Here is a 24,198-nt window from a genome sequence, read left to right on the forward strand (position 1 = left end):
TCGTAATTACCATTTTAAAGTTTATATTGATGATTGTAAAATTTCTTACAAGCGCACATATAAAAATAACCGGGTACGATAAACCGGTTATTTAAAATAGTCTATTTTTTTAAGCTCTTTATTCTTTCTTCACTATTAACAATACTTGTAATTCTAACACCAAAATTCTCATCAACAACTACAACTTCTCCATAAGCAACCTTTTTGCCATTTACAAGTATTTCAACTGGCTCTTCTGCAAGTTTATCAAGCTCTATAAGAGACCCTGTACCAAGATTAAGTATATCTTTAATGTTTTTCTTGGCTCTACCTAGTACAACTGAAATCTCAAGAGGAACATCCAAAATAAGATCTATATTTTTAGGTGCTCCATATACATCCGAAGCTTCAAGTGGTTGAAAAGAAGCTCTATTAACTTCAACCTGAGGCTGACCATACACATGTCCTTGAGGCATCATTTGTTGCTGAGGTGCCTGATATGCTGCTTGAGGCTGCCCCCCCATTGGCTGCATTGTTTGCTGTTGTGACTGCTGCATAGGTCTCTCAATAGCTGGCTCATTAACCGAAGGTGTTTGATTCACCGGTGCAGCACTTACAGTTGGCTCAGGTGAAGGTGCTGCACTTTGTTGAACCTCTGGTTCTTCCTTATTACTGCTTCCTCCCATCATTATATCTATCATTTTTCTTGATGTATCTATAGGAAGTATCTGCATTATTTGACTATCAACTAAATCACCAATCGTTAGTTTAAATGCAACTTGAACAATATTCTCATCTTCCTTAATATTATCTGTTAATACATCAGTTTTAGAATCCCAAATTTTAGATACTGGTGGTGATATATTCACCTCACGCAGTAACATAGTAGCCATTGAAGTAGCCGCAGACCCAATCATTTGGTTCATAGCTTCTGAAACTGCACTTAGTTCAATTTCTGACAAGGTTTTACTTTCAACCTTACCATCTCCACCCATCATTAAATTGGCAATAACAGCAGCATCTGTAACCTTCATTACAAGTAAATTCTCTCCTGATATTCCGCTTACATACTTTACATCTAATGCAACATTTGGAACTTCAAAATTTTTCTTTAAAGTTTCAAGTGTTGTAACACTCACAATAGGAGTAGTTATATTTACTTTTTGCCCAATTATGGTTGAAAGTGCTGTAGATGCTGAGCCCATAGAAATATTTCCTATCTCACCTAACAAATCTTTCTCTATATCATTTAAATCATTATCACTGGCTGTATTTTCTTTTTGTTCTTCAGGTGAATCAGAACTACTGTCTCCTCCATTTAAAAGAGAATCTATCTCCTCCTGTGAAAGAAATCCATCACTCATATTTTCCCACATCCTTATCAATTTTATCTAATATCTTGATTCCCATATTCTTGCCCAAGATTCCAGGCGCAGCCAAATAATGTAAATTGTCATATATATATACGGGAACCGGATCGCTGCACTTACTATTTAAAGTTATTACATCTCCAATAGATAATCTTAAAAAATCTTCCACAGTTATTTCAGTTTGCCCTAACTTAGCTATTACAGGAACTTCTACTACGTCTAACCTCTTTCTAAGTTCTACTCTTGATTCTTTAACTATTTCTTCATCATTTTCCTGATACCAATATTGTACAACGAGTTTATCAAGTATCTTTTCTATACTTAGATAAGGTATACAAATATTTATATAAGTGTGACTATTTCCAACATCTACGGAAAAAGTTATAAGTGCAACTGGCTCATGAGGAGCTAAAGTTTGATTAAGCGCTGGATTTGTTTCAAGAGATTCTATCTCTGGCTCAACATTAATTACTTCCCCCCATGCTAATTTTAGATTATCAATTAAACCTTGATTTATCTTCATAATAATATTCTTATCTATATCAGTTATCTCTCTTGGCTTATATTTTCCTGCACCATTACCACCAAGAAGAATGTCTATAGCCTGATATATAAACTGAGGATTTGTTTCATACAAAATAGATCCTTTAAGAGGCGGCATTCTAAATATTGTTAAAATTGTTGGATTTGGAACTGAATGAATAAACTCCTCATAGGTTATCTGTTCAACTGTTTCTATTTTTACCTTTACATTATCCCTAAGTTGTGCTGTTAAATAATTGGACATTATTCTTGAATAATTATCATGAATAAGCTCAAGGGTTCTTATATGCTCCTTAGCAAACTTCTGCGGACTCGTAAAATCATATACTTTTACTTTTTGCTTTTCCTCTTCTTTTGGAAGTTCATCAGGCTGAAGTTCACCGGAGGATAAGGCAGATAATAGGGCATCTATTTCACTTTGTGATAAAACGTCTGCCATAATTTTCCCTCATTTCTTTTCATTTCTTCATTATCAATTCATTATCAATTCTTTATTAACTTATCAATGTCAATAAGAGTGACTATTCTATCCTTAAAATTAATAACGCCTTTTACATAATCCTTCTTGTCGTCATCTACTTTTTCTATCAAATTTTCATCTATATCTAATACTTCATCTACTTGATTAACGGATATTCCAACTGGTTCCTCTTCTAATCTTAGTATTATTATACTCTCATCTTCACATTCAGATTCGTCTATATCAAGAAGAAGATTTATATCTAACAATGATTGTACGTTACCTCTTATATTTATGAGGCCCTTAACATAATCAGGTGCCTTGGGTACTTTTGTTACAGTCATGCTCTCAACAATAGTCTGAACCCTTGATGTTTCAACTGCAAACTGCTCATCATTTAACTTAAAAACAACAACCTGCATTATCTCACCCCTATTTACTCTTATAATAGCTTCAAGTGAACCCTATGAAGCGTTAAATAAATACTCTATTTATCCTAAAGCCTTTTTAATAGCCTCAAGAACTCTATCCTGTTGGAAAGGCTTTACTATAAAGTCTCTTGCACCTGCTCTTATGGCATCCATAACCATTGTTTGTTGTCCCATTGCAGAACACATTATAACTCTTGCTGCTGGATCAAAAGCTTTTATAGCTTTGACAGCTTCTATACCATCCATATCTGGCATAGTTATATCCATTGTAACTACATCTGGTTTTTCCTTTTTATAAATTTCAACAGCCTTTAGACCGTTACTTGCTTCACCCACTATTTCAAAACCATTCTTCTCCAATATATCCTTAATCATCATTCTCATAAAAGCAGCATCGTCAACAATTAAAACTTTAGCCATTTTTTTCAACCTCCATATTAATTTACTCCTAAAATATTTAGTATCTTTTCTAGTGAACCAGGCATTGGTATGTAATAAAAATGCCCGCTTATATTTTTAGTTTTGTCTTGAAGAAAAACTGTTTCCAAATCAAGAACATTATCATCACATTGACCAGCTTCTATAAAACTAGTTGTAAGAATTGCACCTAACATATCATAACTAAAAGCTGGAACTGATGGTGTTATAACCAAATTTGTAAACTTAGATATAGCATTCATATATGAACTAGATATTATATTTCCTATTTCACATAGCACTGAAGAGCTCAAATCTGTTAAATCATCATCCTTAATACCTGTTAATGTTTCGACTATTTCAACAGCCGTTTCCTTTTCAAATACGAACAAAATATTTCCAGGAGTATCTCCAAGTACCCTAACCACAACTCCAACTGCTACTTTTTCTTCACCAATTTCTGAAAAAAGAGTATCAAATGGAACTATATTAATATCTGGTACTGTCATATCTATTTTTTTATTTAATAGTTGTGACAAAGCTGTTGCAGCATTGCCAGAACCAATGTTTACAACCTCTTTTATTGCATCTAGTTGCATAGGCGTTAATTGTGAATAGTTCATAATTGTCCTCCTTTAAACTAGAGACGCAACATCGAGTATCAAAGTTACGAGACCATCTCCCAATATGGTTGCACCAATGTATTCTTTTAAACCTTTCAAGGTCTTTCCAAGTGGTTTTATTACAATATCCTGCTGTCCAATAAGTGAATCTACTAGTAATCCTGCCATCTTATCTCCTACTTTTACTATTACTATATATACCTTATCACTATTTGCCTTTTCAAGCCCTAACTTTTCATTAATTCTAACTATTGGGAGAACCTTACCTCTGTATATTATAACCTCTTTATTATTAGTTTTCTTTATTTCTGCCTCCTTATAATCAATTACACTGTCAATAGCATTTAAAGAAATAGCAAGATTTTCTTCTCCTACTTTTACTAATAATGCAGTGATAATTTGAAGAGTTAATGGTAATTTTATAGTAAATGTACTACCTTTACCTTTCTCCGTAGTCATATCAACTGTTCCGCCAAGAGACTGTATTTTTGTTTTTACAACATCCATACCAACCCCTCTTCCGGATATATCTGTTACTTTATCATTTGTACTAAATCCTTGATCGAATATCAAATTTGTTATTTGTTCTTCTGTCAGATTTTCTGTACTAATTCCTCTTTCTTCAGCCTTTTCTCTTACTTTTTCTACATCAATTCCATAACCATCATCTTGAACTTTTATTACTGCCTTAGTTCCTTCTTGATATGCTATAAGCCTTACTTTTCCTACGGGATCCTTACCAGCTTTAAGTCTATCCTCTTTTGATTCTATACCGTGGTCAGCTGCATTTCTAATAAGATGTATTAGTGGTTCTCCTATTTCATCTATAACCGTTCTATCAAGTTCGGTATCCTGACCTTCTATAATAAGTTCCATTTCTTTGTCAAGTTCTACTGATAAATCTCTTATCATTCTTGGGAACCTATTAAATACAGTATCTAATGGAAGCATTCTTATTTTCATGACCAAATCTTGAAGGTCATTTGTAGTCCTAGCAACCTGCTCTAAAGTTTCATTAAGTTCAACAAGCTTATAGCTTTGACTTATTTGTTCAAGCCTTGTTCTATTTATAACCAACTCTGATACCATATTTAAAAATCTATCAAGTTTTTCTAAATCAACTCTAACAGATTGATGAACTTTTTTATGTGATTGAGTCTGACTATTCTTTTTGGCTGCTGGCTTAGCACTAGGCTTTGCTTTTGAAACAGGTTCAGGTTTGCTTTTATTAGATTCCTCAACCTTATCCTTCTTATCATCAGATGCTTTTTCTTCACCAACTTTATATCTAGCTTTAAGCTTATCTAATGTTAATTGCTCTACATTTATGCTTTCCACCTCTGAAATTTCCTTTAATATCTCAGTTACGTCTTTCTCATCCTTGCTAGTTAGATATACAAGTTGTATTTCAAATTCAAAATTTTCTGCTTCCAAATCTTCAGTTCCAGGAACAGACTTTGTTATTTCGCCCCATTCCTCAAGACTCTTAAATATTAAAAAGGCTCTAGCTGATTTAAGTAAAGTTGCTTTACTTAAATTAATATCTATATAAAAGGCATTATATCCTTTTTCAATAGCTTGCTTCATAACATTTAAATCATACTCATTAAGAGCTATTTTAGCATCACTACTACCATCATTATCATTTTCTTCACTATTTTTATCGTTACTATCTTCTAAATTTTGAGCCTTTTCTTCATTTTTATTAGAATTAACCATACCAGCTATAGATTCAAGTTTTGTTATTATATCATCTACGGGTATCTCTTCCTCTTCTCCATTTTGAATGTTATCAACCATCTGCTCAAGTGTATCTAAACATTTGAACAAAATAGTTACAACCTCTTGAGTAACTTTAAGCTCACCATCTCTAAACTCAGAAAGAACATCCTCCATCTTATGAGTCAATGCTGCCATCGTATTGTAGCCCATAGTAGCCGCCATACCTTTTATAGTATGCGCAACTCTAAATATTTCATTTAGTTTATCTACATTCTCTGGCTCCTGCTCTAATTGAAGGAGTGCTTCATTTAAAGTTTGTAAATTATCCATAGATTCTTCTAAAAATATCGACAAATATTGAGATGTATCCATAAATTCCCCTCCTTACAGCTTCCTATAAATAAAGGTCGAAGCTTTTTCAAAACCATATTCTTTATAGTTATATATGCTTTCAGTAGCTCCCACAAAAAGCAATCCACCTTTTTTTAATGATTGACTGAATTTCTTGTATATTTTTTCCTTGACATCTTGATTGAAATATATAACAACATTCCTACATATTACAAGGTCAAAATTGTTATCATAAGAATCTAATATCAAATCATGCTTCTTAAATGTTATCATTTTTTTTATTTTATCAACTATAATATATTTATCGCCTACAATTCTAAAATATTTATCTAAATCTTGTTTTTCTACATTTTTTATTTCATTTTCTGTATACTCTCCAAGTTTCGCTTTATTTAATATAGTAGAATCAATGTCTGTTGCTATTATATTATTTTTTCTTAGAGAATCCAATTTATCTAGTATAATGGCTATTGAATACGGCTCAGCTCCTATTGAGCATGCAGCACTCCATATTTTAAGCGGTTCTTTACTAGAGTATAACATATTTTTTATCTCTTTTTCTGCTTCCCTAAATATTTCAGGATTTCTAAAAAATTCAGTGACATTTATAGTTATAAAATCTAAAAATCTTTGCCTCTGCTCTGGATCCTTTTTTAACATAGAAACATATTCATCTATAGAAGAAGCACCTACTCTTGATATTAAGCTAAGTATTCTCCTATGGAGCTGATTTTCCTTATAAGCAAATAAATCTAAACCAAAATCCTTTAGTACCCAATTCTTAAATTCCCCTATATCCATAGTCTACCTCCTAAGACCTCTTACTATTTTTATTATCTCATCAGCTACATTATCTATTGGAACAACAAGATCCACCTTTCCAGTTTCAAATGCTGCTTTAGGCATTCCATATATAACACATGTTGTTTCAGATTCTGAAATAGTTACACCACCGTTATCTTTAATAATTCCTGTTCCATTAGATCCATCCTTACCCATTCCCGTTAACACAGCACTAACTATATGGGATTTAAAAATTTTAGAAGCAGAAATAAATAGTTTATCCACTGCCGGTCTTACTCCCCATATAGGCGGTTCTTTGGTAAGCTTTATTCTTGAATTTGAATCTACTTCCATATGATATCCTCCAGGAGCTACATAAACAACTCCCTTTCTATAAGTCTCTCCATCTGTTGCCTCTTTTACTTCTATTGCACTATTATCATTAAGTCTATCTGCAAAAGCTTTCGTAAAACCAACAGGCATATGTTGAACAACAAATACTGGAACATTCATATCTTTAGGAAACTTTGTAATAACTTTATACAATGCTTTAGGTCCACCTGTAGATGCTCCTATAACTACTGCTTCTATGCTATCACTACTTATACGATTTGTTTCCCTCCTTATAACAGGATTAATTGGTGCAGGATTCTTATTTGTATTTTGGCTATATGCTACCCTTATTCTTTTTATGAGATCATCCTTCATCTTAGAAAGTTCAAATGGCTTTTCAGGCTTTGGAATAAAATCAAAGGCCCCTAAATAAAGACATTCCATAGTGTACTTCATCCCTTTTTGAGAAATACTACTAAACACTATTATCGGTATGTCAATTTTTAATGATTTAACAGCTTTAAGAGTTTCAATACCATTCATAACCGGCATTTCTATATCTAAAGTTATAACATCTGGTTTCATAACCTTTAACTTATTTAACAAATCCTGTCCATTTATTGCAGTACCAATAACTTCAATATTATCATTACTTTCTAACATGTCACATATTAATCTTCTCATAAGCACTGAATCATCTACCACAATAACTTTTATTTTTTCCAATGTTATCACTCCATCTAAATTTTTCTAATACCCATACCAACTGTTCTAATATCGACACTTCCATCAAGAGTATTAAAAATCATTGTTCTGCCTTTATTTCCTCCAATATCTTGACTTAACAATGGTACATTTAATTCTTTAAGTACTTTCTTAACTGATATACCATTTCTATTGCCTATATCCATGTTCATATTTTTATCCGAAAAATTAAACATTGATGCTCCACCTGCTATTTTAGCTTTCATATTTCTAATATTAGCACCCATTCCCTCCATTTTCTTTATAAGTATAGGAATTGCTAAATCAGCAAACTTATAAGGATTTGTTACCTTACTAAATTGTGTGCTATCAGGAAGCATTATATGCGAAAGTCCTCCTAATTTATTTTTACTATCATAAATAGCTATGCCAATACATGAACCTAACCCAACAGTTATTATCCTATTCGGAGAAAATGCAGTATTAAGATCTGCTATTCCTACCCTTATCTCTTTTATGTTCTCTCTTTCTTCCATAACAATACCCGAACTACCTACAGCAGTTCCTTTTCCTCATCTGTTAATATTTTGGATATATCAAGAAAAATAACTATTTTGTTATCTATTTTTATGAGACCTTTGATATAACGTTTTGACATACCTGATATAACATTTGGCGGCTGCTCAATATCTTCAGGACCTATATCTCTAACTTCTGATACTAAATCAACAATTATTCCAATTTTACCATTATGAATCTTAGACACTATAACCTTTGTTTCATCAGTTATGTCACTTTCTGGAAGATTAAATCTTTTTGATAGTGAAATTACCGGAAGTATCTTACCTTCATAGTTTATTACACCATCAACAAAACTAGGAACATCCGGTAATTTTGTTGACATTTCATGACCTAAAATTCTTTCAACTTGAATAATATCTGCTGCGTAGTATTCTTTATCGACAACAAATATAAGCACCTTTACACTGTCCATCATATGCTACCTCCTATAATAATAATTTATCAACAATAAGTTCATCATCCTTATTTACATATACATGGATACCTTTGCAAGGGTTTTCCACTACATATTCTTTATTGCCAATAGCAAATATGGTATTTTGATAGGCGATTTCTGCATATATGTTGCCATGTTTTTCAACTTGTACTTTTGTGGATACTCCACCTATGCTTCCAACTACACCACATTTAACTTCATTACCTGCCTTTATAACTCCACCTCTTGCTATAGAATTATCATTAGTAAAGATAACATTATTTTTAGCAGTCAAATCAGAAATATATTCTCCTTTACCAGTTATAAATATATTACCTGAGCTTTCTATTTTTGAATTTTGGCAATACCCAACACTTACATCTACAGGTACAGAAAGCATGGATTTCAAATTAGAAACCCTATCTTCGCAAAGCGATGTTACCTGTGTAAGCTCGTCCAAACTTTCTATGCTAAGAGGCCCCATACCAATTAGTCTAGCTTTAAATAGACTTATAATATCAGAATTTTCCTCTCTATCACATATATCTATAAACTTCTCACATAATCTGGGTACTAATCTAAATTTCCCTTCTAACAAAACCTTTAAAATCTGTCCATCTGTAGATGCTTTTCCATGCATATTATAATGTTTTACTTGCTCTACTGCCTCTAAGAGATTCTTTATGTTTACATCTATTGTATTAAGAAATTCCAGCTGCTTTAGTACAAATACATCTTCTCCTCCACCATATACGTTAGAGAAAATAGCATTCTTTTCTATAAAGATATTTCCACTAGCTGACACTATTGCATTTTGAACGTTTTGATCTATTTTTACATTGTGTTCGGATTCAACCTTCATACTCTCGCTTACACTTCCATGAATAAAAACATCTCCAACAAATTTTATGTTTCCTGTTTTCAAGTCAACATCTGAATTCACTTCATGTATTGCTATAACTGATATTTTATTCCCAGAGTATATAGGTTCGCCCTTTCGTGTTGAGACAACTGTGTTTTCATCTTTAAATTCACAGCCTTCACCTATATTAATCTTTATTTCTTTACCATTTTTCTTTTTTATTTCATTTCCAAATATATCCTTACCATTATGTCCTTCTTTTCCAATATGCCTAATAGCGAGCACAGACCCCTCATCTACAGCATTTACAAAACCTATACTTTTAAAATCTATTTTACCATTTTCATTTTCTTGAAACTTATTATTTCCTCTGACATCAAATTTAAACTCAACTTCATCATCTTCATCGTTTTCAACCTTCATTCCCTGTGCAATAAGCATATCTACTATTTCTTTATCAGAGTTACACTTTGATAAATTTTCTTCCAATATTCCATAAGTTACACCACTTGCCTTTAATGCATCTAATATTTCAGCTTGTGTATATACAGGGGGTTTTTCTACTCTTAAAACTTCACTTTCTAAAACTACTTTATTTGAAGACTCTGCATCCTTTAGTTTGTACACTTTTTTGTTAATGTAGCTTATGCTTATGTAAGCATTCATTTTATCTGGTGAAGTGCTTATATTTATTCTTCTTTCCGGTTTTTCTATTTCCTGAAAAACCACCTCTATATTACTAGAACTACATACCTCACTAGAATCTTTAACATCTTTATCATTAACCTTGACGCCTATATTCTTAGGCACTACGATAGTCGCACTTTTTCCTCCCTCTACAGGATCTTTAACAACTATCTTACCATCTAAAATCTGAATGGTACCATCTTTCTTATTCTCTGATTCTTTGTTTTCACTTTTATCCACAATCTCAACTGCTATCGACGCTTTCTTCTTAAATATTCCGTTTTTCACTTCTATAACTTCATACTTAATATCTTCTTTCAATACGTTGTATTTATTACAAGCCTTCTCGATGCATTCATCAATTGTGGAGCCATTAAATACTTCTCTCTCCATATAAATAATCTCCCCATACAAAATAATTATTTTATTAAGTAAAAGTATAATACCAAGCTCATCATATTTTTTACTTAATTTATCGTAAGCTTTCATCAAACCTTTATAATTATAAGTCTTTAATTAATTTTATTAATTACTTTAATCCAGTATCATTTATACTAACATTGTATATCATTTTTTTAACTTCTACTATCAAAATTTTTTATATAATTACTTATATAATCGTCATAAGCTTTCCTTATATTCCTTATCATCTCAGTTCCCTGAGAGTTAAACTTTATATCATCAACTTGACATATAGGTAATACTTTAGGTGATGTACCCGAAATAAACAATCCTTCAAACTGATCTATTTTTTTATAATTTATTTTTTCATCCACAACTGTATAGCCACATTGTTTACAAATTTCAACTATAATCTCTCTTGTTATTCCAGGAAGTACATCCTCCACAGGTGCTGTATACACTGTATTGCTTTTAACCATGAATATATTCGATTTACTACCTTCTGTTATATTACCATTTCTATCTACAAGTATAGCCTCAAATACCCCCTTTTCTTTTATTTTTTTGTCAACATTTTTCCTGAAATTCAAGTTTATAACTTTTGCATTTGGATTACTTCTTTCTCCGTGATACAAAATAGTTTTAACTCCATTTATATAATCATATTCATCTGGATATTTATGTTGCACAAAATATCCATAAAAATCACATTTATTTTCAAAATAATTAAAAACCAGTTTTACATTTCCAACTTCACACTTATTAGCCTCAATAAGCTTGAATATATTTTGTTTAATATTATCTAATGAAACTGGAAAACTTAGCTTTTCGATCTTAAATGAATTTTCAAGTCTCTTAATGTGATTACCTAGAAAAAGAGGAATTCCGTCAATAATCCTTATAACTTCATATAATGATTTTCCATTTTCTACGAAATTCCCATCAAAAGTTTTTTTATCTTTTATTTCTTCATTTAAAACAAAGTAATTTTCAACACACTTTTCCATACAATACACTTCTTTCCAATGCAATTTAAATTATAAGGCATGCATATAATTTACATAAATACTAGCAAAGTACTAGCGTAAAAAACATCATGCCATATGCACTATCTATTCTATTTCCACTTTAGAACTTCAATATTATTATCTCTTTTCTTTGGATTTACAAGATAAGGATGTCCTACCAGCTTAAAAAGCGGCATATCAGATAGGGAATCAGAAAACATATACGATTCCTTAAAATCCACTTCTATCTTTTCTTCCTCTAATACCTCCTTTAACCTTTTTACTTTTTCTTCTCCCTTGCAATTTTCTCCAATTATTTTTCTTCTAAATATACCGTTTTCATTTGTGAATCTTGTTCCAATAACCCTATCAACTTCCTTTATGTTATAAAGTTCATTTAAATAGAACTCCGCAGAAGCAGAAATTAAAAATATATCATATCCTTCACTCTTAAGCTTTTTCATAGTATTAATTGCGTCAACATATAATATCTTACTTAGCTTCAGATCATAGAATTCTTTGACATACTCCTTCATATCCTCCTCTTTTATTCCATCGATAAAGGAAATAAACATTTCTTTTGCTTTTCCAGCATCAAGTATTTTTGCAAAAAATAAAATACCAGCAACCAATATTTTAGGCAGCTTTGCTATGATTTTAGGATTTTTGCTTATCATAAACTTATAAAATTCAAATAAAGTTTCTTTTTTAGTTAAAGTATAGTCAACATCAAATATAGCTAATTTCTTCATTAATTTTGCTCCTTCTATTACAAATACCTGTTTTCCATATTGAAAAGGTCTATGCAAAATGCATAGACCTTTTTTTAACATATAGAGAAAAATCTATCACATTTCACATAATGTCAATTTTTTATAACATAATTATTATAAAACTTTCAGCTAACTATGTAGTTACATAATTAAAGGCTAAAAATTAAAACATTAAGATTTATAATTAAGTCATTACATAAATAAGTCACATTTTCAAATACCGAAATTCTATGTTAACGACAAAAATCCTATATAGACTTCTATTCCTTATATATTTAATTTTATATAAATGAAACCAAAGAGGACAAACTCCTTCTTTAGTATACATTTATGTCTAAACTAATTACTATTACTTAGCTATTTTGATTCATAGCATTTTCATAGTATTTTGTAGCAGCTTCAAATTCTTCATCATCAGGTATTACTAATTCTCCATTTTCTCCTTCTCCGATAACTTTAAAGAGATATACAGAATCATTTTCAGGATTTTGAACTAAAGCATATTCATTATCATTGAAAGCAAAACCATCTACTACTTGGCATGATACTACATTACCATTTTCATCTTCCAAATCAACTACCATAGCTTCTTCTGAACCACAGCTATCGCAACCGCAATCACAACTATGATCATGATCATGATTATGTCCTTCATCACCGCATCCGCAGTTACCTTCACAAGAATTCTTTATTTCATCTTCTTTCATTAAAACTTCACTCCTTTTTTTACATCATGTTATCATTCTACCCTTAATTGAGTAATTTTAAAAGACTTTTTTACAAATTTATAAAAAAATATTCTTCAGTTAAGTATATTATATGGATTTACTGATACAAAACTCATTTTATGTAAAAAGCTTTCATACAAAAATAAAGGACCATAAGGTCCTTCATTTTTATTGATTAGCTAATCTTTTATAAGATTCAAGTCTTTCCATTGCATCTTTTTGAGTTTTAGCATATAATTCTTCAGCTTTATCTGGGAATACTTTCTTTAATGAAGCATATCTAACTTCACCAAGTAAGAATTCTTTGAAATCACCTGTTGGCTCTTTTGAATCCAATACAAATGGGTTCTTTCCTTCTTCTTTAAGAAGTGGATTGAATCTGTAAAGTGCCCAATATCCGCAATCAACAGCTTTCTTCTGCTCTAATTGGCTACATCCCATACCAGCTTTTAATCCATGGTTTATACATGGTGAGTAAGCTATGATAAGTGATGGACCATGATAGTTTTCAGCCTCTTTTATAGCTTTTAATGTCTGATTCTTATCAGCACCCATAGCTATTTGAGCAACATATACATAACCATAACTCATTGCCATCATTCCAAGATCTTTCTTCTTAGTTGTCTTACCTGAAGCTGCAAATTGAGCTATAGCTGAAGCTGGAGTTGATTTTGATGATTGTCCACCTGTATTTGAGTAAACTTCTGTATCAAATACAAATACGTTTATATCTTCTCCACTTGCAAGTACGTGGTCTACACCGCCGTATCCGATATCGTAAGCCCATCCATCTCCACCGAATATCCACTGAGATCTCTTAGCTAAGTAATCTTTATTAGTGTACATTTCAGCAACAACTGGATTTGCATTTCTTTCTTTCTCAAGTAATGGTAATAACTTGTCTACAGCTGCTCTTGAAGTTTCACCATTATCTACATTATCAAGCCAATTTTGAAGTGCTGCTTTAAGACCTTCACTTACTTCAGTATTAATTGCCTCTTTAGCAAGGTCAGTTAATCTTTCTCTTAACTGTGAAGTTCCAAGAAGCATACCCATTCCATATTCAGCATTATCTTCGAATAATGAGTTAGCCCATGCAGGACCTTGTCCTTTTTCGTTAGTTGTATATGGCATTGAAGGAGCACTACATCCCCAAATTGATGTACAACCAGTTGCGTTAGAAACCATCATTCTATCTCCAAATAATTGAGTTATAAGCTTAGCGTATGAAGCTTCTCCGCAACCTGCGCAAGCACCATTGAACTCAAGAAGTGGTTTAGAGAACTGACTTCCTTTTACTGTATACTTGTTAGCAACTTCTTTTCTTTCTGGAAGAGTCATTGCATAATCAAAGTATTTTCCAGCATCATATTGGCTTTCAGCTGGTTTCATAACCAAAGCTTTCTCCTTAGCTGGACAAACCTCAGCACAGTTTCCACAGCCTGTACAATCAAGAGGACTTATAACTATTGAGAAGTTTAATTCTTCATCAGATTTAACTCCCATAGCCTTCTTGTATTGCATTCCTTCTGGAGCATTTTTAGCTTCTTCTGCAGTCATTAAAGCTGGTCTTATTACTGCATGAGGACAAACAAATGAACATTGATTACATTGAATACATTTGTCTACATTCCATTCAGGAACATTTATTGCAATTCCTCTCTTTTCATAAGCAGCTGTTCCAAGAGGATATGTTCCATCTTCTTTGCCTTCAAAAGCACTTACAGGAAGTTTATCTCCCTCTTGTCTGTTTATTGGCTCAAGAAGATCAGTTATGAATTTAGGTTTTGCTTTTTCTTCTTTAACTTCATCTTTTGCATCAGCCCATGCTGCTGGAACATCTATTTTAACAATAGCTCCAACACCTTGATCTATTGCAGCGTTGTTCATATCAACAACTTTTTGTCCTTTTTTACCATAATTTGTTACAACTGCATCTTTTAAGTATTTAACAGCATCCTCTACTGGGATAATGTTTGCTATTTTAAAGAAAGCAGCCTGACAAATCATGTTTACTCTTCCGCCAAGTCCTATTCCTTGAGCTATTTTAACAGCGTTTAATGTATAGAAGTTTATATCATTTTTAGCTATATATCTCTTCATAGCAGCAGGAAGCTTTTCTTCTATTTCTTCTGGACTCCAGATTGTGTTAAGTAAGAAGTTTCCACCTTTTTTAAGTCCTGCAAGAACATCATATTTGTAAACATAACTTTGGTTATGACAAGCTATGAAATCTGCTTTATCTATTAAGTATGGTGATTTAATTTCTTTCTTACCAAATCTTAAATGTGATACAGTTATACCACCTGATTTTTTTGAATCATATGCAAAATATCCTTGAGCATACATTGAAGTATGATCTCCGATAATTTTTATAGCACTCTTGTTTGCTCCAACAGTACCATCTGATCCAAGACCCCAGAACTTACATGTTTTAGTTCCTTCTGGTGTTGTATCTATTTCTATTTCTGGAACTGGAAGTGATGTATGAGTAACATCATCATTTATTCCTATAGTAAATCCATCTTTTGGTGCATCTAATTTTAAGTTTTCATATACTGAATAGATATGAACTGGTAATGTATCTTTTAATCCAAGACCGAATCTTCCACCAACTATAACTGGTCTTACATCTGAGTTGTAGAATGCTTTAACAACATCAAGATATAATGGTTCAGCTTGAGAACCAGCTTCTTTTGTTCTATCAAGGACAGCTATTTTCTTAGCAGTCTTTGGTATATATTTCAAGAAGTGCTCAACTGAGAAAGGTCTATAAAGATGTACTTTTAATACTCCGACTTTTTCTCCTTTAGCTCTTAAATAATCTATTGTTTCTTCGATTGTATCACATATTGATCCCATTGCTATGATAACTCTATCTGCATCTTCAGCACCATAGTAATTGAATAGGTGATATTCTCTTCCTGTTATTTTGCTTATTTCTCCCATGTAGTGCTCTACCATTTCTGGAAGTGCATCATAGAATTTATTTTGAGCTTCTTTTCCTTGGAAGTAGATATCTGAACCTTCGTTACTTCCTCTTTGAACTGGATGATCCGGATTTAATGCTCTTCTTCTGAATTCATTAACAGCATCTACATCAAGAAGTCCTCTTAAATCTTCATAATCCATTACTTCAACTTTTTGAATTTCATGTGAAGTTCTGAATCCATCAAAGAAGTTTATGAAAGGAACTCTTCCCTTTATAGCAACTAAATGAGCTACTGCAGATAAATCCATAACCTCTTGAACGCTTCCTTCTGCAAGAAGTGCGCATCCAGTTTGTCTAGCAGCCATTACGTCTTGATGATCTCCATATATATTCAATGAGTGAGTAGCTAAAGCTCTAGCACTTACATGGAATACTCCAGGTAAAAGTTCTCCTGCTATCTTGTACATATTTGGAATCATAAGAAGCAATCCTTGAGAAGCTGTATATGTAGTAGTTAAAGCTCCTGCTTGTAATGATCCGTGAACTGCACCAGCAGCACCTGCCTCCGATTGCATTTCCATAATCTTAACTTTTTGTCCGAAAAGATTTTTTCTTCCTTGTGTTGCCCACTCATCTACGTGTTCTGCCATTGGTGATGATGGAGTAATAGGATAGATAGCTGCAACGTCTGTAAACGCATAAGAAATATGAGCAGCAGCTGTATTTCCATCCATAGTTTTCATTTTTTTCATGTTGTATACCCCTTCCTACAAATTTTTTATTAGGAATTATAGGCAAAAATTTGAAATTTGCCTATAAAAGCTTAAGAGCTTGTTACGATTTTAACTATACTATAAAATTTTTTTCAAAGCAAAACTTCTTTTTTTCTAATTATCCTGTGATTAAATGAGAAATACTTGACATTTCTTCATAAATTACAATTTTTCATTTAATTGCTCTTTTTTGCTTATTTAATTTTTTTGTGTACAGCTTTTCATTTTATTTATTAAATTGAATTTTTTAGTATTTCAAGCGCTCATTATATTATATATATGGATTTTAATATTTTCAATAAAAATTATCTTTTTATAAAAACTTGCGTCCAGTATATTTTCCCGCTTCTAGATCTTGCGGCTCCTACTCCTATTTCTCTATACTGCCTTCCAAGAATATTCGCTCTATGTCCCGGTGAATTCATCCATCCATTCATGACACTTGCTGCATTATTATATCCATATGCTATATTCTCTCCTGCAGCAGCATAAGACAAGCCATACCTTGTTAAAAGCGAAAAAGTTGATCCAAAAGTAGGCGATGTATGAGAAAAATAATTTTTCATCATCATATCTCTTGATTTTACTCTTGCGATATTAATAAGCTGTGTATTTGCTTTTAATGGCGCAAGCCCATATTTAGCCCTCTGACTATTTACAAGTTTTATAACTTGACTTTCCTCTGCTGCCAAATTACTTGTTTCCAGCTGTGCACTACTTTCCCTGCACTGTTTATTGTTAAACTCTCCAAATACTTTCTGCGCTTCTACACTTCCACCAAAGGTTGATGTAAGTATAAAAACAGCTACACAAATAGAATAAATTTTTTTCATAGATTCAATCCTCCTAAAAATAATTTTTTATTATTTTTAGAATTTTACGAAATAATATTCATATAAATTGTTATATAACAATTGTTTAAAAAATAACATTCATAAACATAAAAAATCCAAGTGTAATATTAACTTCTTTACTCCTATTTCCTATATTTTACATTTTTTATATTTATCAATAACTTTAATTATATTTTCCACACCATTTTTTACAGGACTTGAATTCATAGCTTTCTTGTATTTTTCCTTATCGCTTTCAAGTTTAATGACCTTCTCTACAAGCAACGTTGGTGTTAAGTCATCTTCCTGAACCACCATACTGTAACCATTTTTTTCAAATGACATAGCATTTAAAATCTGATCTCCCCTGCTTGATTTTTTAGATAATGGGATCAATAAATTAGGCTTTTTTAATGCTAAAAGCTCAAAAATAGCATTAGCCCCTGCTCTTGAAATAACTAAATCTGCAGCATTCATTACATGAGGAAGTTCAGTTGATATATAGTCAAATTGCTTATACCCCTTAAGTTTACTTAAAGCTTCATCTATATTTCCCTTTCCACAAATATGAACTATATCATATTTTTTTATAAGCTTATTTAAAGCTTCACGAACTGTATCATTTATAATCTTTGATCCTAAACTTCCACCTATAATCATAAGTACTGGCTTCTCACCTGTAAATCCACATATTTCAAGTCCCTTAATTTTACTTCCCTTAAATAACTCATCTCGTATAGGAGTACCTGTTAATATTCCCTTATTCCCTTTTATATTGTTAAGAGATTCTGGAAATGTAGCACAAACTTTTGTGCAGTAAGGAACTGCTATCCTATTTGCAAGTCCAGGTGTTATATCTGATTCATGAGCTATTACCGGTATTCTGCAAAAATGTGCTGCTATAACCACAGGAACTGACACAAAACCTCCTTTAGAAAAGACTATGTTAGGCTTTTTCTTCCTTAATATACTAACAGATTGAAATATCCCTAAAATAACCTTAAAAGGATCTGAAAAATTTTTAATATCAATATATCTTCTTAATTTTCCACTGGATATACAATTATACTTTATATTTTCTTTTTCAATTATACTTCTTTCTATCCCATCCTTTGTTCCTATATACTCTATTTCGTATCCTAGCTCCTTTAGTTTTGGCACAAGTGCTAAATTAGGGGTAACATGTCCAGCAGAACCTCCACCCGTCATTACTATTTTCAGTTTTTTCATAACCATACTCCTTTTTAAAATGTTTCTATGTAAATTCGAAATTATTATCTGGTATATAACAGATAATAATTTTATACTAACTTTTTATTAGAAATAGTTTCATATCTACCTAAAATGTTGTACTATTATTTGAATATTTACTTTTCCATTATATTCATTTATATCGGGATAAAATGCTATATCTAAATAAATGTTATTTTCGATGCCACTATACATTTTATTCATTTGTTCACTACCGTAATTATTTATTACTATTTTCTCAAACTCTTCTATATCTCCAAAATATATTCCATCTATATATCTTCTATTCTTAGAAAGAAATTTTAATTTTAAAACATTATGATTTTTTCCTATAATCCTTGCACTAACTACCTTTGCTTTTTTTTCTCCAAACATAGGTTTTGGATTAGACTTTCCAAAAGGCTCTAGCATATTTAACTCTTTCACAAAATCATAATTTATATATTCAAGGGGCATCCCCATATCAAGTGTTATCTTAGGTATTAAATCCTCGGCGCTTAATGTAGTATTTTCGTTTAATCTTTCCCTTAAGCAATCAATATTTTCTATCTCTAAAGACAATCCTGCTGCCATAGGATGTCCTCCAAATTTCAAAAGTATATCTTTACATTTAATTAATTCCTCAAACATATTATATCCTTCAATAGATCTTCCTGAACCCTTAGCACCGTTTTCCGTCTTTGTAAGTACTATAGTTGGAACATTATATTTTTCTCTTATTCTACCAGCAACTATTCCAACTATACTTTCATGAATCTCAGGAACATATATTACAAATACTCTATGATTTTTCATTTCAGTATTCTCAATTAAATCTATTGCAGTATCTACACCCTTTTGAGTCATTTCTTTTCTTTCATTATTAAAATCAAAAAGTTCTTTAGAAAGCCTACTAGCTTCATCTTCATTTTCACTTATTAAAAGTTCAATTCCTCTTTTAGCAGAGTCCAGTCTTCCAGTAGCATTTATACATGGTCCTATTACAAACCCAAGATGATATGTAGAAATTTTCTTATCTTCGATATTTGTCTGTCTTATTAGTGACCTTAAACCAACATTCCTAGTTTCGTTAAGAAGTTTAAGTCCATTCTTAACAAGAATTCTATTTTCATCTACTAAATCAACAACGTCACATACTGTTGCAATAGCAACAAATTGAGACAAACCATAGAATTCTTTCTTATGTATTTTAAATTCATCATAAAGCACTTCTATAAGCTTAAATACAACTCCAGCTCCACATAAACCTTTAAATGGGTATTTACACTCCTTTTGCTTAGGATTTATTATTGCATCTGCATTTGAACTAATAAAACTTCTTTGTCCATTTTCCTCTTCTATAAAAGGTATATCATGATGATCCGTTACTATAACTGTTAATTTACACTCCTTAGCGTAATTAATTGGTTCTATTGCTGCAATTCCGTTATCACAGGTTATTATAGTATCTACAGAATCCTCTATACATTTTTCTATAATATGTATGTTTATTCCATATCCATCTTTAACTCTGTCTGGTATATCATAATCTACATCTGCCCCACATCTCTTTAATGCTGTAAATAGCAAATAAGTACTTATAACGCCATCTACATCATAATCTCCTATAATTCTTATTCTTTTACCTGAATCTATCTTGCTTTTCAGTATTTCAGAAGCTCTTTTTAAGTCCTTCATATCTTTGGGATTATGCATTTTTTCAAATCTTGGGTTAAGAAAACTGTCAATTAATTTTACATCCTTAATTCCTCTATTAATAAGGAGTTTACCTATAACCTCACTTATTCCAAATGCTTTAGCAATAGCTTTATAATCCGCTTTTATATTTTTCATAAACCATTTTTCCAACTAGTTATCCACTTCCTTTTCCTTTTGCACACAAAATTAAAAGCGGCGGCTATTTAATAATGCCACCGCCAACTAAAAGATCACCATCATAAAACACAACAGACTGCCCTTTTGTTATTGCTCGCTGCGGTTTCTCAAATTTCACTTTTACATTTTCATCATCAACTGGATATATAGTAGCCTTTGAAGCTTTAGCATTGTATCTTATTTTAGCATCAACTTCCATAGGCTCTGTAAGCTTATCAAAAGGTATAAAGTTATTTTTAAATGAAATTAACTCATTTTCAAATATTTCCTCTTCCTCTCCAATAACAACCTGATTCTTCATAGCATCTATATTAGTTACAAATACTCTTTTTCCCGTTGCAATACCAAGTCCTTTTCTCTGTCCAATAGTATAGTAAATTATTCCTTTATGTTTTCCTAAAACTTTTCCTTCTTTATCTACAAAATTTCCTGTCTTAACTGCCTTTGGACATTCTCTTTTTATAAAGCCGCCATGATCATTATCAGGTATAAAACATATTTCTTCGCTATCCTTCTTGTCAAAAACATTCAGACCAATTTCCCTTGCAATTTCACGAATACGGTCTTTCTTATAATCTCCACAAGGCATTAAGGTATGTTTAAGCTGATCTTGAGTCATATTGTACATAACATATGTCTGATCTTTTTTTTCATCCTCTGATTTTCTTATTACATACCTTCCATTCTCCTCTACTATTCTGCAGTAATGACCTGTAGCAATGTAATCAGCGCCTAAACTTTCTGCTTTTTTTAAAAGAGCATCAAATTTTATATATTTATTACAAGCAATACATGGATTTGGAGTTTTTCCATTTAAATATTCCTCTGTAAAATAGTCTATAACTTTTTCCTTAAATATATCTGTAAAGTTGACAACATAAAAAGGTATTCCTATTCTATATGCAACTCTTCTAGCATCCTCTACTGCTGAAAGAGAACAACAACCTCCCTCTTGTTCTGTGTAGAAGGCATCATCTGGTGTAAGCTTCATAGTTACACCTATAACATCATATCCCTGTTCCTTTAAAAGGTAAGCAGCAACAGAACTATCAACTCCACCGCTCATACCTATAACTACCTTTTTATTCATTTATATCACCATTCCTTTAGCTAGTCAATTCCTTTAGTTTATCCACTACATATAAAATCTCTTCTTCTGTGGTGAATCTTCCTATGGTAAATCTTATTGAACTTCTTGCCTCTTCCTTAGAGAGACCAATTGCTGTAAGAACATGTGAAGCTTCCATTGCACCAGCTTGGCAAGCACTACCTGCTGACGCACATATACCATTCATATCTAAATTAAATAAAATTCCTTCACCGTCTTTTCCATTAAAACATAAATTTATATTATTTGAAAGTCTTTTTTCATTTAAAATTCCATTTAACTTTACGTAAGGCAATTCTAAAGCCTTTTCAACAAATAAGTTCCTTAAATTTTCCTGCCTTGTATTTTCCTTCTCAATGTCATCCGAAACAATTTTTAGTGCCTTAGCTGCTCCGACTATTGCTGGAACATTTTCAGTTCCTCCACGTCTTCCTCTTTGTTGTCCCCCGCCGTATATAATATTACTTACCTTTGTTCCTTTTCTTATATAAAGTATTCCAATTCCCTTAGGACCATAGAACTTATGTGCTGCTAAACTCAAAAGATCAGCATTTATTTGATCTACATCTATTTTAACATGACCTGCTGCTTGAACTGCATCTGTATGAAAAATTATATTTTTTCCCTTTAGGTAATCTCCTATTTCCTTCACAGGCTCAATAGTTCCAATCTCATTATTTGCCATCATTATAGATACCAAAATAGTATCTTTTCTTATATTTTTCTTTAATTCTTCTATAGAAACAAGTCCATTTGAGTCAACATTAAGATATGTCACCTCAAAGCCTTCTCCTTCTAAAAACTTACAAGAGTTAAGTACCGCATGGTGTTCTATTGCTGTGGTTATTATATGTTTTCCTTTATCCCTATTTGCAAAAGCTGATCCTATTATAGCCCAGCTATCACCTTCACTTCCCCCGCTTGTAAAAAAAATTTCATAGGGCTTGCAATTAATAATTTTAGAAACAGTTATCTTAGCTTCATCAATTGCCATCTTACTTTCATTTGATAGTGAATATATAGAAGCTGGATTGCCATAAAATTCTGTAAAATACGGCATCATTTCCTCTACTACTTCTTTAAGTACTGGTGTTGTAGCAGAATAATCCATATAAATTGTCTTTTTCATTATATTTATCATCCTTTACTCTATAAACATATAGAGCTGTTTCAAAATAAAATTTGAAACAGCCCTCATATTTTTATTTTATTATATTATACTATAACGAATTAATCAAATACAGACATTGATAAATATCTTTGACCGCTATCAGGAAGAATCACAACAACATTCTTACCCTTGAATTCTGGTCTTGATGCAACCTCTTTAGCCGCAAATAGTGCTGCACCTGATGATATTCCTGCAAGTATTCCCTCTTCTCTAGCAAGCTCTTTGGCAGAAGCAAATGCATCTTCATTTTTAACTTGAATTATCTCATCTATTAATTCTGCTTCATATACATCAGGAACAAATCCGGCTCCTATTCCCTGAATCTTGTGAGGACCTGCTTTTCCTCCAGAAAGTACTGGTGAAGTTGCTGGTTCTACTGCTATAATTTTTATATCTTTATTTTTTTCTCTAAGAGTTTTAGCAATACCTGTTATAGTACCACCTGTTCCTACTCCTGCAACTACTGCATCAACTTTTCCATCAGTATCCTCCCATATTTCTATTCCAGTTGTAACTTCATGTATAGCTGGATTTGATGGATTTTTGAACTGCTGTGGTATAAAAGAATTAGGATTTTCACTTGCAAGCTCATTTGCCTTTTTAATAGCTCCCGTCATTCCTTCAACTCCTGAAGTAAGAACTATTTCAGCTCCATATGCTGTCAAAAGCTTTCTTCTTTCAACACTCATAGTTTCAGGCATTGTTAATATAAGCTTATATCCCTTTGCTGCTGCTATAAATGCAAGACCAACTCCAGTATTTCCGCTTGTTGGTTCTATTATAACTGTATCCTTATTTATTAACCCCTGTTCTTCTGCATTTTTTATCATTGAATATGCAATTCTATCTTTTATGCTTCCTGATGGATTAAAGTACTCTACCTTTCCTAGAATATTTCCCTCAATTTTATTTTTTTCTTTGTAATTTGAAAGTTCTACTAATGGAGTTCTTCCAATAGTTTCAATTAAGTTCTTATAGATTTTACCCATAATAAATCACCTCATATTTTTATTAAACACATTTGTTTACTAGGAATATGTATTCTAAAAGTCACCTATACCTTCATATAGATAACTTTATCA

At 31.8% G+C, this 24,198-nt stretch carries 21 protein-coding genes; all 21 read right to left on the minus strand.

The features are described 5' to 3' along the window. Nucleotides 1–101: 101 nt before the first annotated feature. A complete protein-coding gene (gene fliY / locus CA_RS11385; RefSeq protein WP_010965513.1) occupies nt 102–1,343 on the minus strand; it encodes a flagellar motor switch phosphatase FliY in 1,242 nt (413 codons plus the stop codon). After that, complete coding sequence (fliM, locus tag CA_RS11390; protein WP_010965514.1) at nt 1,336–2,331, minus strand: flagellar motor switch protein FliM; 996 nt, start codon at nt 2,329–2,331, stop codon at nt 1,336–1,338. Before fliM ends, fliY begins: the two co-directional genes overlap by 8 nt. 44 nt (nt 2,332–2,375) lie before the next feature. Then, a complete protein-coding gene (locus CA_RS11395) occupies nt 2,376–2,774 on the minus strand; it encodes a chemotaxis protein CheW (protein WP_010965515.1) in 399 nt (132 codons plus the stop codon). Between the two features lie 69 nt (nt 2,775–2,843). Then, the gene (locus CA_RS11400; protein ID WP_010965516.1) at nt 2,844–3,203 is read right to left on the minus strand and encodes a response regulator; all 360 of its coding nucleotides are present in this window, start codon (nt 3,201–3,203) and stop codon (nt 2,844–2,846) included. Nucleotides 3,204–3,220: 17 nt separating this feature from the next. Further along, the gene (locus CA_RS11405) at nt 3,221–3,823 is read right to left on the minus strand and encodes a chemotaxis protein CheC (protein WP_010965517.1); all 603 of its coding nucleotides are present in this window, start codon (nt 3,821–3,823) and stop codon (nt 3,221–3,223) included. A 12-nt stretch (nt 3,824–3,835) separates the two neighbouring features. After that, nucleotides 3,836–5,917 (minus strand): chemotaxis protein CheA, encoded by a 2,082-nt coding sequence (locus CA_RS11410; protein WP_010965518.1) that lies wholly within the window; start codon nt 5,915–5,917, stop codon nt 3,836–3,838. Between the two features lie 12 nt (nt 5,918–5,929). Further along, nucleotides 5,930–6,697: a CheR family methyltransferase gene (locus CA_RS11415; RefSeq protein ID WP_010965519.1), complete on the minus strand. Its 768-nt coding sequence runs from the start codon at nt 6,695–6,697 to the stop codon at nt 5,930–5,932. Between the two features lie 3 nt (nt 6,698–6,700). Beyond that, the gene (locus tag CA_RS11420; protein ID WP_010965520.1) at nt 6,701–7,738 is read right to left on the minus strand and encodes a protein-glutamate methylesterase/protein-glutamine glutaminase; all 1,038 of its coding nucleotides are present in this window, start codon (nt 7,736–7,738) and stop codon (nt 6,701–6,703) included. Between the two features lie 14 nt (nt 7,739–7,752). Beyond that, a complete protein-coding gene (locus CA_RS11425; RefSeq protein ID WP_010965521.1) occupies nt 7,753–8,253 on the minus strand; it encodes a chemoreceptor glutamine deamidase CheD in 501 nt (166 codons plus the stop codon). A gap of 17 nt (nt 8,254–8,270) precedes the next feature. After that, the gene (locus CA_RS11430; RefSeq protein ID WP_010965522.1) at nt 8,271–8,714 is read right to left on the minus strand and encodes a chemotaxis protein CheW; all 444 of its coding nucleotides are present in this window, start codon (nt 8,712–8,714) and stop codon (nt 8,271–8,273) included. Nucleotides 8,715–8,724: 10 nt separating this feature from the next. Further along, nucleotides 8,725–10,656 (minus strand): flagellar assembly protein A, encoded by a 1,932-nt coding sequence (locus tag CA_RS11435; RefSeq protein WP_010965523.1) that lies wholly within the window; start codon nt 10,654–10,656, stop codon nt 8,725–8,727. A 182-nt stretch (nt 10,657–10,838) separates the two neighbouring features. Further along, complete coding sequence (locus CA_RS11440) at nt 10,839–11,672, minus strand: aminotransferase class IV (RefSeq protein WP_014518967.1); 834 nt, start codon at nt 11,670–11,672, stop codon at nt 10,839–10,841. Nucleotides 11,673–11,782: 110 nt separating this feature from the next. Next, entirely contained in the window at nt 11,783–12,424 is a 642-nt protein-coding gene (locus CA_RS11445) for an HAD-IB family hydrolase (RefSeq protein WP_010965525.1), read from the minus strand. Nucleotides 12,425–12,798: 374 nt separating this feature from the next. Further along, nucleotides 12,799–13,152, minus strand: coding sequence for a DUF1292 domain-containing protein (locus CA_RS11450; RefSeq protein WP_010965526.1), 354 nt, complete (start codon nt 13,150–13,152; stop codon nt 12,799–12,801). A 189-nt stretch (nt 13,153–13,341) separates the two neighbouring features. Then, entirely contained in the window at nt 13,342–16,857 is a 3,516-nt protein-coding gene (nifJ, locus tag CA_RS11455) for a pyruvate:ferredoxin (flavodoxin) oxidoreductase (RefSeq protein WP_010965527.1), read from the minus strand. A 326-nt stretch (nt 16,858–17,183) separates the two neighbouring features. Continuing rightward, nucleotides 17,184–17,711 (minus strand): CAP domain-containing protein, encoded by a 528-nt coding sequence (locus tag CA_RS11460; RefSeq protein ID WP_010965528.1) that lies wholly within the window; start codon nt 17,709–17,711, stop codon nt 17,184–17,186. Between the two features lie 150 nt (nt 17,712–17,861). Further along, complete coding sequence (locus CA_RS11465) at nt 17,862–18,941, minus strand: undecaprenyldiphospho-muramoylpentapeptide beta-N-acetylglucosaminyltransferase (protein ID WP_010965529.1); 1,080 nt, start codon at nt 18,939–18,941, stop codon at nt 17,862–17,864. 105 nt (nt 18,942–19,046) lie between these two features. Continuing rightward, nucleotides 19,047–20,795 carry a single-stranded-DNA-specific exonuclease RecJ gene (recJ, locus tag CA_RS11470; RefSeq protein ID WP_043943623.1) on the minus strand — a complete coding sequence of 583 codons (1,749 nt, stop codon included), beginning with the start codon at nt 20,793–20,795 and terminating at the stop codon, nt 19,047–19,049. A gap of 64 nt (nt 20,796–20,859) precedes the next feature. After that, the gene (gene mnmA / locus CA_RS11475; RefSeq protein WP_010965531.1) at nt 20,860–21,927 is read right to left on the minus strand and encodes a tRNA 2-thiouridine(34) synthase MnmA; all 1,068 of its coding nucleotides are present in this window, start codon (nt 21,925–21,927) and stop codon (nt 20,860–20,862) included. 16 nt (nt 21,928–21,943) lie between these two features. Beyond that, the gene (locus tag CA_RS11480) at nt 21,944–23,074 is read right to left on the minus strand and encodes a cysteine desulfurase family protein (RefSeq protein ID WP_010965532.1); all 1,131 of its coding nucleotides are present in this window, start codon (nt 23,072–23,074) and stop codon (nt 21,944–21,946) included. Between the two features lie 101 nt (nt 23,075–23,175). Further along, nucleotides 23,176–24,105 (minus strand): cysteine synthase A, encoded by a 930-nt coding sequence (gene cysK, locus CA_RS11485; protein WP_010965533.1) that lies wholly within the window; start codon nt 24,103–24,105, stop codon nt 23,176–23,178. Nucleotides 24,106–24,198 lie beyond the last annotated feature (93 nt).

The sequence above is a fragment of the Clostridium acetobutylicum ATCC 824 genome, from assembly GCF_000008765.1.
Taxonomy (GTDB): Bacteria; Bacillota; Clostridia; order Clostridiales; family Clostridiaceae; genus Clostridium_S; species Clostridium_S acetobutylicum.